The organism is Vibrio sp. YYF0003 (genome assembly GCF_036350715.1).
In the GTDB taxonomy this organism is placed as follows: Bacteria; Pseudomonadota; Gammaproteobacteria; order Enterobacterales; family Vibrionaceae; genus Vibrio; species Vibrio natriegens.
Genome location: NZ_JAZDWA010000008.1, coordinates 68,765 through 81,250, shown reverse-complemented (window position 1 = coordinate 81,250; position 12,486 = coordinate 68,765). Strand labels below are relative to the sequence as shown.

Genomic DNA, 12,486 nt, shown 5'->3' with positions numbered 1-12,486 from the left:
CCAGTGCGTCATTATTGCTTTAAAAAGCATCGTCGCTTTTTCCTACGTCCTTTTCAGGTTTATTTCCATCAGTTAATGGAGGGTTTTAGAACTGTTAACGTGAATGATGTGCTGCTGTTTTTATTATGTTTCATCCGGTTGCCATTTTTGCAAAATGTGTCTCCAAATATGAAAAAATACTAGCATCTTGTACTTTTTATCTTGGTTTTAACTAGAATACTTGGCTGAAAACAGGCCGCAATAAATTATTCCAAAAGGCCATAGCACCAACATCATTCATTATGGAGTTACCATGAGTAACCAAGCAATTAATAAGGCGCCATCTTCTAAGCCGAGTGGGATGGATCGCTTTCTAAACTTTATTGAGCGTGCAGGTAACAAAATTCCTGATCCTGCGATTTTGTTCTTTTGGGCACTAGTCATTACCTGGGCGGCATCTGCACTTTTATCGAATGTCTCTTTCGATCTTGTAAACCCTAGAACTGGTGAAACTTTAATCATCACTAACTTGTTGACAGGGGAAGCGTTGGCTAGCTTCCTTGCAAATATGGTGACGACATTCACTGGCTTTGCACCACTAGGTATCGTATTGGTCGCTATGTTGGGCGTGGGTGTTGCTGACTCTTCAGGCTTTATCACCACGGGCCTTAAGAAGATGCTGAGCTTTACACCTGCGAAGCTTCTTACTCCAATGCTTATTCTGGTTGCTATTGTATCGCATACTGCAGCAGATGCTGGCTACGTCCTGGTTATCCCTCTGGGTGGTATTATTTTCCATGCAGCAGGCCGTCATCCTCTAGCGGGTATTGCGGCAGCGTTCGCGGGTGTATCAGGTGGTTTCTCTGCAAACTTTATTCCTTCTGGTATCGACCCACTGTTGGCTGGTTTCACGCAAACAGCAGCACAAGTTCTCGATCCTGAATACGTTGTTAACCCTCTAGCAAACATCTTCTTTACTGGTATCTCATCAGTAATCATTGTGGCTATCGGTTGGTACGTTACTGAGAAAATTATTGAGCCACGTTTAGCGAAAACCCCAGTAGATGAAGATGCAGAAGCCGCTCCTGACCTAGGTTCATTCTCTGAAATTGAATCAAAAGCATTCCGCTACGCGGGTTGGTCGATGCTGGCTGGTATTGCTCTTCTTGTTGTGGCGTTAATTCCTGAAACTTCAGCATTACGCTCACCTGAAGGCGAGATTACTGCATTCTCTGCACCAATCATGAAGTCGATCGTTCCACTGATCTTCATTCTGTTTATCATCCCTGGTTACGTATACGGTAAAGTTTCTGGTACATTCAAATCCAGCAACGACATCATTAAGGCGATGGCAGACACCATGTCGACGATGGGTGCTTACATCGTTATGTCTTTCTTCTGTGCTCAGTTCCTATCAGCATTTGCTCAGTCAAACATTGGTACGATGCTGGCGCTATACGGCGCTGAAGGTCTGAAAGCAATGAACCTTCCGGGTGAAGCTACGATCATTGGTATGATTTTGCTAACGGCTTCGGTAAACCTGCTTATTGGTTCTGCGTCTGCGAAATGGGCTCTAATTGGTCCAATTCTGGTTCCTATGCTAATGGCGGTTGGCATCTCTCCTGAGTTGTCTCAGGCGGCATATCGTGTCGGTGACTCTGTATCGAACATCATTTCACCTCTGATGGTATTCTTCCCACTAGTGGTGGTGTACTGTCAGCGTTACGTGAAGTCGACCGGTATTGGTACGCTTGCATCACTGATGATGCCATTCTCGATCGCTATGCTGATCGGCTGGTCAATCTTCCTGATTGTTTACTGGATGATTGGTATTCCTCTAGGTATTCAAGCGCCGTACACTTACACCATGTAAGTCGCAAAAGCTTAAATTTGAAAGCGCAGATCGCAAGGTCTGCGCTTTTTTTTTGTTCTTTCTTTTGGGGAGGACATCGGTAATTTCTAACGTGACTGTAGCGTGTCGAAAGTTAGTGGTAATATTGGCCCGTCGCACATTCACTAATCTGGAGTCCCTTTGTCAGACCTTCAATTTACGCCCCAAGACGAACAATTTATGCGTAGAGCCATCCAATTGGCTGAGCTGGCTGAAGCGGAAGGAGAGGTGCCTGTTGGAGCCGTCTTAGTAAAAGATGGAGAGGTTATTGCAGAGGGCTGGAACCGCTCTATTTGTACTCATGACGCGACTGCCCATGCAGAAATTCAGACTCTGCGCAAAGCGGGACAAGTATTAGAGAACTATCGTTTATTGGATACAACGCTTTATGTGACGTTAGAACCTTGCCCGATGTGTGCTGGAGCGCTGTTACACAGCCGTGTTAAGCGAGTGGTATTCGGTGCGCCGGACCTGAAAGCCGGAGCCGCAGGGACAGTGTTAAACCTGTTCGAAAGTCAGGCAGCCTACCATTATGCAATGGTTGAAAAAGGGCTGTTAGAAGCCGAGTGCCGAGATCAGCTCCAAGCTTTTTTTAAACGCCGCCGTAAAGAGATTAAGGCAAAGAAACAGGCTGAAAAAGCGTTACAGAGTGATCAGACAAAGAATGGGAATTGAGGAAGAGAGATTCAGCAAACATCTACGTTCGGGTAGATGTTTGCTTCTTGATCAGTGATTCACTAAGTGAATGAAAACACGATGGCGTTCACTGATTTTCTTTTTCATGCTCGTCAGTTTGCGCTTACGACGAATTGCCGCCACTGTATTATGCAAACGCTTTGACTGAACCTTACGTCTTCTCATATTCTAAACCTCTAGCAGACAAGACTACGAACACCCTCAAGTAGACACTGATTGTGTCTAACTAACCTAAACTCATCGTTATCACGTTAAACAATTCACTTTTTCATGCACAACATAATCAACCCCGCTAACACAAAACGTGGTGTGTAGTTGGCGTCCAGTTAGGCATGGGAAATTGCAACACTGATAATGGGCCGAGCGTCATCGATGTGATTTTCAATCGCAATGACATTCATATCCCGATCTCAGATTAGTGGACAACCATTAGATGACATTCTAATAATCAGTGTCATGTTTAATCGGGAGAGGGTAGCCAGCCGAGTATATTGTGCTCAAAATATCTAACTAACGTTTAAATATTAAGGGCTTACAATGTTGGTCGTTAAGTTTGTTTGCACTTACTTTATGATGCTGACCGAACTCGGAAAGATCGATTCTAGATAAGTTTGTTCAAAGACTCAACAAAAAATGACGAGCTATTCACTCGCCATTTTTAATTCGATGTTTGAGTCTTATTCGGGAATGACTTCTGACGTTGTTTCGTTTTCTTCTGTCGTACCAGAAGCGCCTGAAACCTCGGGTTTTTCATCCTCTATCTGCTCTGTTGTTGGTTCCGATACACTCTCAACAGCGCCCGATACTGTCTCAGCGATACTTTCTACTGCACCTGACGTGAGGGTGTCGGGATTGAGCGGTGGGATGACTTGCAGATCTTCAGTGCTTTCATCGGTAGCTGGCTTCTGACTGACGTGGCCGATAATTGACTGATAGTAACGACGAATATTTTCAACGTAATTACGCGCCTCATCTCCTCGGGCATAACCGTAACGCGTTTGGCTGTAGAAACGCTTTTGACGCAGTAATGGTAGCCTGTCTTTTACGTCCGCCCACGCATTGGGATCGCCGCCCTGAGCTTTTGTCAGGCGTCGAGCGTCCAGCATATGACCATAACCAATGTTATAAGACGCCAGCGCGAACCAAATCTTTTCGTGATCACTGATCGTTTCGGGTACGCGAGCGACAATCCGGCGCAGGTACTCGACACCACCACGGATAGACTGCTCAGGATCGAGACGGTTGGTCACGCCGACGCTTTTCGCCGTAGGTAAGGTGAGCATCATCATGCCGCGCACGCCAGTTGGAGACTTCGCTTTTGGTTTCCAGTGAGATTCTTGATAAGCCAATGCTGCGATTAAGCGCCAATCAAACTCTTCGCTGTACTTTTGGAATAGGGGAGACCATTTAGGAAGTTTGTCATCCAGTGCACGAATGAAAGCCCGAGTATCCACATAATCAAACGCTTCAATATGGCCAATGTATTTTTCTTCCAAGGAGGCGAGTTCACCCGATTGCTTGATGTTGCCGAAAAACTCTATCAGCATCGCGTATAAGCTTTCATCTTCGGAACGGCGGGTAAACCAAGACACCGGTTGGTCTTCCGTTAACTCAAATGCTAAAGCTAAATCAGGGTAAAGGCGCTGGGCCAGTGAAAGCTCAACTGAGTCCGTCACCGTGAAGCGCAATTCGCCTGTGGATACGCGTTTCAGCAAATCTCTGGTATCGGCGTTGCCAACGATTTCAAACTGTAGCTCAGGATACTGCTTTTTTAATGCCGTTAGTGTCGGAACATATTGTGATTGCTCGACGATTTGCAGTGTATTAGCTGCCGCGTTGCTATCGGCATCGGCTTCGTCAGCCTGAGTCGCTTGATATTTTATCAATCGCTCAATACTACGAGGCCTCAGCTGCCCCTTTTTATACACGACTTGCTGGCTGACATAGTAGTAGGCAGGGCCAGGTCGAAAACGCTTTACCGCTTGAGAAGTCTGGTTCAAACCTGTGGCAATAATATCAATATCGCCTTTCTTGAGTGCTGGAAAAAGATCGGCTTGGCGAAAAGCGGGTTTAATTTCTAGCTTCACCCCGAGTTCTTCTGCGAACTGACGTGCAAGTTCATAGTCCAAGCCCGCAGGGCCATCGGGACCAATGTAATAAGAGAGCTGGTTATTCAGTGTGCCAACTCGAAGAACGCCACGTTCCTGGATTTTTTGGAATTCACTTTTTGGGGTCGACTCAATTTGGCAGGCAGAAAGTAGTAGCACAGAAGCGAAAAGTAGGACGCTGCGCTTAAGTCGGTTGAGCTGGCTAATTTGCATTAATTGGTACTTCTCGAGAAATTTCTAACTACCTTTATATCAAAGGGAAGTGGTGGGGCAAAGGGAATCGCACACATAGAGTGCGACATTGCGTGTTTTATCGACATTTTGGTTATAATTCAAATTTGATAAAAAAATTGACGCAAACGGTTGCTTTTGGTGTTACATCACAAAAACAATTGCTATATAATGCGCTCGCAAAGGAGAGGTGGAATCGGTATAAGTTCGGGTTTTTACGCCTAAGTGGCTGAATTTATTCCAATATCACCTTAATCAATTGCATAAGAGACCTAAGCACATGAGAATTTTGCGTGGCTCCCCAGCTCTTTCTGAGTTCCGTGTTAACAAACTATTGGAACTTTGTCGTGAACAAGATCTGCCTGTAACCGGCATTTACGCCGAGTTTATGCACTTTGCGGATCTAAAATCTGACCTTGATGACCAAGAGTTAGAAAAGCTTGAAAAGTTGCTGACTTACGGTCCAACGATCGAAGAGCACGAGCCTGAAGGTCTTCTACTTCTTGTTACGCCTCGTCCTGGCACTATTTCGCCTTGGTCTTCTAAATCTACCGATATTGCTATCAACTGTGGTCTGGACAATGTTAAGCGTCTGGAGCGTGGTACAGCGTACTACGTAGAAACGTCTGCGACACTTTCTGATGCTCAAATCGACACAGTTAAAGCGCTAATCCACGACCGCATGATGGAAACGGTGTTTACCGAGCTTGAAGCCGCTTCTGCACTATTTACTGTGGCAGAGCCAGCTCCAGTGGCGCACGTTGATATCTTAGCTGGTGGTCGTCTTGCGCTTGAAGAAGCAAACGTTTCACTTGGCTTGGCGCTAGCAGAAGATGAAATTGATTACTTAGTGGAGAACTTCACTAAGTTAGGTCGTAATCCAAACGACATCGAGCTGATGATGTTTGCTCAGGCGAACTCAGAGCACTGTCGTCATAAGATCTTTAATGCAGACTGGACTATCGATGGCGTAGACCAAGAGAAGTCTCTGTTTAAGATGATCAAAAACACATTTGAAACGACGCCAGACCACGTTCTGTCTGCTTACAAAGATAACGCAGCGGTAATGACAGGTTCTAAAGTGGGTCGTTTCTTCCCAGATCCTAAATCACGTCAATACACTTACCACCATGAAGATGCGCACATCTTGATGAAGGTAGAGACGCACAACCACCCAACGGCTATCTCTCCATGGCCAGGCGCATCAACCGGTTCAGGTGGTGAAATCCGTGACGAAGGCGCGACAGGTATCGGTGGTAAGCCTAAAGCGGGTCTGGTTGGTTTTACAACGTCTAACTTGCGTATTCCTGGTTTTGAACAGCCTTGGGAAACGGACTTCGGTAAGCCGGGTCGTATCGTAAACGCGTTAGATATCATGCTTGAAGGCCCTCTGGGTGGCGCGGCATTCAACAACGAATTTGGTCGTCCAAACCTATTAGGTTACTTCCGTACCTACGAAGAGAAAGTGACTTCTCACGCAGGTGAAGAAATTCGTGGCTACCACAAGCCAATCATGATTGCTGGTGGTATGGGTAATATCCGTGACGAACACGTACAGAAGAAAGAGATCCCAGTAGGTGCGAGCCTAATCGTACTTGGTGGCCCGGCAATGAACATCGGTCTTGGTGGCGGCGCTGCGTCTTCAATGGCGTCTGGTCAGTCAGCAGAAGATCTGGACTTTGCTTCAGTACAGCGTGAAAACCCAGAGATGGAACGTCGTTGTCAGGAAGTTATCGACCGTTGTTGGCAGCTAGGTGAAGAGAACCCAATCGCATTTATCCACGATGTGGGCGCGGGCGGTATCTCTAACGCACTTCCTGAGCTTTGTGACGATGGCGAGCGTGGCGGTAAGTTCCAGCTACGTGATGTACCAAATGATGAATTGAGCATGAGCCCGCTGGAAATCTGGTGTAACGAATCTCAGGAACGTTACGTTCTTGCAGTTGCGCCAGAACATATGGAAGCATTCGATGCAATCTGTAAGCGTGAGCGTGCACCTTACGCAGTGGTTGGTGTGGCAACAGAAGAACGTCATCTGACACTAGAAGACTCTCACTTCGACAACACGCCAATTGATATGCCAATGGATATCTTGCTTGGTAAAACACCGAAGATGCACCGTGAAGCAACGACATTGAAAGTAGATAGCCCAGCGATTACACGTGACGGTATTGAAATCAACGAAGCGGCAGATCGCGTACTTCGTCTTCCAACTGTAGCTGAGAAAACGTTCCTGATTACTATCGGTGACCGCTCAGTAACAGGTTTGGTCGCTCGTGACCAGATGGTTGGTCCTTGGCAGGTTCCTGTAGCGAACTGTGCAGTTACGGCGGCAAGTTACGACACATACCACGGTGAAGCGATGTCGATGGGTGAGCGTACTCCGGTTGCTCTACTAGACTTCGGCGCGTCTGCTCGCCTGGCTGTTGGTGAGTCACTAACTAACATCGCGGCGACTGACATCGGTGATATTAAGCGCATTAAACTGTCTGCGAACTGGATGTCTCCAGCGGGTCACCCAGGTGAAGACGCAGGTCTTTACGAAGCAGTGAAAGCTGTGGGCGAAGAGCTATGTCCGGCGCTAGGTTTGACTATCCCTGTTGGTAAAGACTCAATGTCGATGAAGACCAAGTGGGAAGAAAATGGCGAAAGCAAAGAAGTGACTTCGCCACTATCGCTAGTAATCACTGCGTTTGGCCGTGTTGAAGACGTACGTAAGACAGTAACGCCTCAGCTACGCACTGACAAAGGTGATTCTTCACTTGTTCTTGTTGACCTGGGTAACGGCAAAAACCGTTTGGGTGCAACAGCACTGGCACAGGTTTACAAGCAGCTTGGTGACAAGCCTGCAGACGTAGACAACGCAGAGCAGCTAAAAGGCTTCTTCGATGCAATGCAAACACTGGTTCGTGATGACAAGCTTGTTGCTTACCACGATAAAGGTGACGGCGGTCTGTTCGTAACACTTGCTGAGATGGCATTCGCTGGTCACTGTGGTGTGAAAGCGAACATCGAAGGTCTGGGCGAAGATGCGCTGGCAGTTCTATTTAACGAAGAGCTAGGTGCAGTTGTTCAGGTTAAGAACGAAGAGCTGGATTCAGTTCTGTCTACGCTAGCAGCGAATGGCTTAGAAGCATGTTCACATGTGATTGGTTCTGTTGAAGCTTCAGACGACTTTGTTATCACGTCTGGTGATGCAGTTGTACTTGAGCGTTCACGTACAGACCTACGTGTTATCTGGGCTGAAACAACGCACAAAATGCAGGCGCTACGTGATAACCCAGCATGTGCAGACCAAGAATTTGAAGCGAAGAAAGACAACACGGACCCAGGTCTGAACGTATCTCTAAGCTTTGATGTGAATGAAGATATCGCAGCACCTTACATTGCGAAAGGCGCGAAACCTAAGATGGCGATTCTTCGTGAGCAAGGTGTTAACTCTCACGTTGAAATGGCAGCAGCCTTTGACCGTGCTGGCTTTGAAGCAACCGACATCCACATGAGCGACATTCTGACAGGCCAAGCGGCACTGGATGAATACCAAGGTCTGGTAGCGTGTGGCGGTTTCTCTTACGGTGACGTACTAGGTGCGGGTGAAGGTTGGGCGAAGTCTATCCTGTTTAACGCACAAGCTCGTGAGCAGTTCCAAGCGTTCTTCAACCGTGAAGAGACATTCTCTCTAGGTGTGTGTAACGGTTGTCAGATGCTTTCTAACCTGAAAGAACTTATCCCGGGTGCAGACTTGTGGCCACGTTTTGTTCGCAACGAATCTGAGCGTTTTGAAGCACGCTTTAGTCTGGTTGAAGTACAGAAGTCTGATTCTGTGTTCTTCGACGGCATGGCTGGCTCACGTATGCCTATCGCGGTTTCTCACGGTGAAGGTCGTGTAGAAGTACGTGACGGTGAGCACCTAAACGCAATTGAAGCGTCAGGTACTGTAGCACTACGTTACGTTGATAATAACGGTAACCCAACGCAACAATACCCGAACAACCCGAATGGTTCGCCAAATGCGATTACCGGTCTGACTACAGCAGATGGCCGTGTAACCATTATGATGCCTCACCCAGAGCGTGTATTCCGTACGGTTGCAAACTCTTGGTCTCCAGAAGGCTGGGGTGAAAACGGCGCTTGGATGCGTATGTTCCAAAACGCACGTAAGAACATCGGTTAATTCTGTTTTTTATATAAACAGCTAACAAACCGTAAAGCGCAGATCGAAAGGTCTGCGCTTTTTGTTTTTACCAACCAAACTCTCACCAAGAGTATGCTCGATAGTGTCTTTGAAATTTTGATGGTGATGACTTCTGCTTCTGGGTCTGAGTGACTGGTTTACAGCGTATTTTCTAGTTGTTACGCAATAAAAAATGCCAGTAAGCAATTGCTTACTGGCATTTAAACGCGGCTGTTAGCTAAATGGAGCGAAGGAAATCTAAGAGTAACTGTTTGTCTTCTTTAGTTAGCTCTACAAACGCTTGTTTAGCGGATTGCGCTTCTCCGCCATGCCACAAAATGGCACTTTGCAGATCTTCAGCGCGACCATCATGTAAAAATCGGCTCTGACCATCACCTTCGATAAGACCAAGTCCCCATAAGGGTGGGGTTTTCCATTCTGCTGGTTCTGCACTGCCTTCTTTCACACCATCGCTTAAGTCAGCTCCCATATCGTGCAATAACAAATCTGTATATGGATAGAAGGTTTGATTGCTTAAAATAGGGAAACGAGAGACTTCACCTGTCGTCAGTGACTCTCGATGGCAAGCGTTGCAGCCTACATCCATAAACAGCTTTCGACCTTGCTGGAAAGCAATGCTGCTTCCGTTGCGTCGTTCAGGCACTGCAAGAATGGTCAGGAAGTCATTAATTGCTTCGAGTGAAGCATCGGATACTTCCGGCGAACCGCCAGATGGCATCAATTCGCAAACCTCTTGTTGTTCAGTACAAGGCTCTGCAGGGTTATAGCTGGATGTGAGTCCCATATCCTGATGGAAAGCACCTGCTACTTGGCTTTCTAAAGTACAGTGAACGCCTTTCCAGCCGAAACGTCCGATACATGTTTCTAGCTGATGTGCCCGCCCTGAAATACCATCAGAGTTACTGTCTTCGATATCTTGATAGTCAAGAATGACTGATTCTGGAACCAAATCCAGCAACCCCATGCCAATTAGCTGTGGTGAGAGGCGAGGCCCCAAAGACACCCCTTCCGCGAGAGGATTCATTGCATCATTAAGATGAAAGAGAATTTCGTCACTGCTGCCTTTAGTCCAAGTCACGGATCCTTCTGGAGACCCATCGGCAGAAAAAGTTTGCAACTGTCCACCAAGGAATGGGTCGATGGCACCGTTTTTATCTGCCAAGCGGAATAAAATGCCGTCTCCCGTACTGCCATCACTTTTCAGTGATTCAGCTCTGGCTGATGTTTCATGACAACCTGTACATGAATCCGTTATTGCCAAAGGGCCTAAACCATCGAGCAGTTCACGGCTTCCGGGAGCAGGAAGCCATGTAGCGATGAACAGCTCCCTGCCTTGAGAGGCTCCGTGATAGTCTTGAATGTCCAATTCAGGAATAAATTGCAAAAAGCCGTTGTTTGCATCATAGCTAACAGTGGCTACGCCACCTGCAGGCCCAAGTTCAACGTATGCTGGCTGATCTTCTGATTGTGACGATGAACCGTCACAACCAAAAAGCCAAATACTGCACAGAAATAATAAAGACTTTTTCATCATTTCACTTTCTGTGGCAAAGAGTAGCCCCAAGCATTAATTGGATCAGGGATCCCTAAAGACCCTTCAAAGCTCCAGCCCCAAGTGAACAATACGCTGTCGAACCTTAGAGCCACGGTGTGTAATGCGCCAGCACCGATGTCTAATACCGAAGACAGGTCTGTAATTGCAACCGTCGGAGCGATAGGGCTCTCATCAGTTTCTAGTCCTAATGTACCCATACCATTGTTACCCCACGGGTATATTTGGCCATCTGATCTTTCAACAAAGCTTTGGTTACCGTTTGCCCAAACCATGACGCCATCTTCAACCCAAGGTAATACTGTTGCTTCATAAAGCTCTCTTGGCCATGATTCGTCCTCATCATTACCTAATTGATTGCTTGCGTTCAGACCCCAACCATAAAGCTGACCACTTTCCCCAATTGCGATGACATGTGCTTTACCCGCTGAAAATGAGGTGATTTTCTCAGGTAAGTTAATCAGAGTAGGGATAAGGATATCTTCAACATAGTCTTGTCCTTGTGCGAGCTGACCATTGTTGTTTTGCCCCCATCCGTATAGGTTGCCGTTAATATCTAGTGCGTAAGTACTGTCTGATCCAGCTTCAATTTGAATAATATCTGATATCTCAACTTTTACCGGGAAGTCGGAGTCCTCTAGCGAGTTGTTACCTAATTGTCCTTTGTCGTTTTCACCAAAGGTATACACTTGGCCTAGTTCGTCGAGAACTACAGTGTGATCATATCCACGAGCGACAGAAATAATATTCTCCAAAGAGGATATTTTTTGCGGACTTAATACATCTTCTTCGCTCAATATGTCATCGTCTTCACCCAAACCAAGTTGGCCTCCGTCGCCGTCACCCCAAGCCCAAACCTGACCTGTGCTATCAAGTGCAATAGAGGCATTTTGGTTGAATGCCAATGATACAAATGAGACGGCTTGTTCCTCGCTAATAACGGTCAGTTCCGTTGGAGTAGTTGGGTGGTTTTCTTCTTCAAGAGTACTGACATACCCGTGGCCAGTTTGTCCTTTGTTATTACGACCCCAAGTCCATAGTTTTCCGTCTAAGATAGCGCCACTATGAGCGCCGCCAGCAGATACTTGATGACCGAAATAGACTTGATCTTCCAATGATGTTTGATTGCCTAGTGAATCTGTTGCCGTCACGGTGTAGTTATTTAAGCCCGGTACCAAGTTGATCTTTAGTGAAAAGTTTTGGCCATCGAAGTCAGCATAATGAACAGTACCATTGATTGAAACGGTCACTGACTCCACACCGTCAGTGTCGCTACTGGTCCCGGAAACGGTTGTTTCCGAAGCATAGGTACTATGAGCATCCCACGATTTGGTTAGTTGGGTATCTGGTCCAGAGTTAGCAGTGGTCGCTTCGTCATTAGAATCGCAACCTGCAAGGGCAGTAACGAGTACTGCCAAAAGTGTCTTTGTTAATTTCATTTGATAATCTAACTGAGAATTGTTTTTATTACGGTTGGTTATATATGTTTTTTAGAGTAATTAATCCATATGGATGATGGTTTATTGTGTTTCTCTTCACATTTTTAACCTGCCTTTAACTCAGCTGGGTTAAATTTAACCGTGTCAGTCTTACTCGTTTCTGCATATATTCCCTTGATTACATCACTGCACTTGTATTGACACTGAGAATTTAAAGTGGTCAAAGTGAAATTACCTTGTGGGTTTTAAGCGGGGCGTATACGGAATTGCGGAGTGGCGTATTTCTTTGAAAAAATCAAATGAGCTTGAGTCGCGTTGTTATCATGGCTATTCCCCATGAATCGCTGAAGTTAAAAAAGTAAGGAAAAAATTTGCAGCCAACAACGGTGATTTAT

Annotated in this window: 7 protein-coding genes; 3 read left to right on the top strand and 4 right to left on the bottom strand. The window is 46.3% G+C overall.

Going from position 1 to position 12,486, the window contains the following annotated elements:
- Positions 1–292: 292 nt before the first annotated feature.
- Together V1U08_RS19760 and tadA are read left to right on the top strand one after the other, a co-directional pair.
- Entirely contained in the window at positions 293–1,852 is a 1,560-nt protein-coding gene (locus V1U08_RS19760; protein ID WP_014230991.1) for an AbgT family transporter, read from the top strand.
- 159 nt (positions 1,853–2,011) lie between these two features.
- Positions 2,012–2,545 (top strand): tRNA adenosine(34) deaminase TadA, encoded by a 534-nt coding sequence (gene tadA, locus V1U08_RS19755; protein WP_081280044.1) that lies wholly within the window; start codon positions 2,012–2,014, stop codon positions 2,543–2,545.
- Between the two features lie 51 nt (positions 2,546–2,596).
- Here tadA and V1U08_RS19750 read toward each other — a convergent pair whose 3' ends face one another.
- Both V1U08_RS19750 and mltF read right to left on the bottom strand, forming a co-directional pair.
- Positions 2,597–2,731, bottom strand: coding sequence for a hypothetical protein (locus V1U08_RS19750; RefSeq protein ID WP_086027116.1), 135 nt, complete (start codon positions 2,729–2,731; stop codon positions 2,597–2,599).
- 512 nt (positions 2,732–3,243) lie between these two features.
- Entirely contained in the window at positions 3,244–4,887 is a 1,644-nt protein-coding gene (gene mltF, locus V1U08_RS19745; RefSeq protein WP_239949559.1) for a membrane-bound lytic murein transglycosylase MltF, read from the bottom strand.
- Between the two features lie 298 nt (positions 4,888–5,185).
- On the opposite strand from mltF, the gene purL reads away from it, so the two are divergent.
- Positions 5,186–9,079, top strand: a complete 3,894-nt coding sequence (purL, locus tag V1U08_RS19740; protein WP_329346783.1) for a phosphoribosylformylglycinamidine synthase — start codon at positions 5,186–5,188, stop codon at positions 9,077–9,079.
- A 238-nt stretch (positions 9,080–9,317) separates the two neighbouring features.
- Here purL and V1U08_RS19735 read toward each other — a convergent pair whose 3' ends face one another.
- On the bottom strand, positions 9,318–10,631 hold the full coding sequence (locus V1U08_RS19735) for a di-heme oxidoredictase family protein (RefSeq protein ID WP_330471294.1): 1,314 nt from the start codon (positions 10,629–10,631) through the stop codon (positions 9,318–9,320).
- Complete coding sequence (locus tag V1U08_RS19730; protein ID WP_330471293.1) at positions 10,631–12,091, bottom strand: RCC1 domain-containing protein; 1,461 nt, start codon at positions 12,089–12,091, stop codon at positions 10,631–10,633. Before V1U08_RS19730 ends, V1U08_RS19735 begins: the two co-directional genes overlap by 1 nt.
- Between the last annotated feature and the right edge of the window lie 395 nt (positions 12,092–12,486).

Coding starts and splice junctions, on each gene's coding strand:
- V1U08_RS19760 (WP_014230991.1), top strand. CDS start 293: ATGAGTAACCAAGCAATTAATAAGGCGCCATCTTCTAAGCCGAGTGGG.
- V1U08_RS19750 (WP_086027116.1), bottom strand. CDS start 2,731: ATGAGAAGACGTAAGGTTCAGTCAAAGCGTTTGCATAATACAGTGGCG.
- mltF (WP_239949559.1), bottom strand. CDS start 4,887: ATGCAAATTAGCCAGCTCAACCGACTTAAGCGCAGCGTCCTACTTTTC.
- purL (WP_329346783.1), top strand. CDS start 5,186: ATGAGAATTTTGCGTGGCTCCCCAGCTCTTTCTGAGTTCCGTGTTAAC.
- V1U08_RS19735 (WP_330471294.1), bottom strand. CDS start 10,631: ATGAAAAAGTCTTTATTATTTCTGTGCAGTATTTGGCTTTTTGGTTGT.
- V1U08_RS19730 (WP_330471293.1), bottom strand. CDS start 12,091: ATGAAATTAACAAAGACACTTTTGGCAGTACTCGTTACTGCCCTTGCA.